The organism is Streptococcus suis (assembly GCF_002960425.1).
GTDB classification, from domain to species: domain Bacteria; phylum Bacillota; class Bacilli; order Lactobacillales; family Streptococcaceae; genus Streptococcus; species Streptococcus suis_S.
Map to the genome: position 1 here is coordinate 1 of NZ_POIZ01000101.1, position 245 is coordinate 245.

A 245-nucleotide genomic window follows, 5' to 3' on the forward strand; every position below is an offset into this window, starting at 1 on the left:
AGTGCGTCCGTATCGGCTTCCGCTTCCGAGTCGTTAAGTGCGTCCGTATCGGCTTCCGCTTCCGAGTCGTTAAGTGCGTCCGTATCGGCTTCCGTCTCCGAATCGGTCAGTGCCTCAGTTTCAACGTCCGTTTCCGAATCGATTAGTGAGTCAGTCTCTATCTCAGTCTCCGAATCGATTAGTGAGTCAGTCTCTATCTCAGTATCCGAATCGATTAGTGAGTCAGTCTCTATCTCAGTATCCGA

The 245-nt window shown here is 51.0% G+C and carries 1 pseudogene; it reads right to left on the reverse strand.

The features are described from left to right. Positions 1 to 245 (reverse strand): annotated as a pseudogene (locus C1G57_RS11200) (MSCRAMM family adhesin SdrC); the annotation flags it as partial.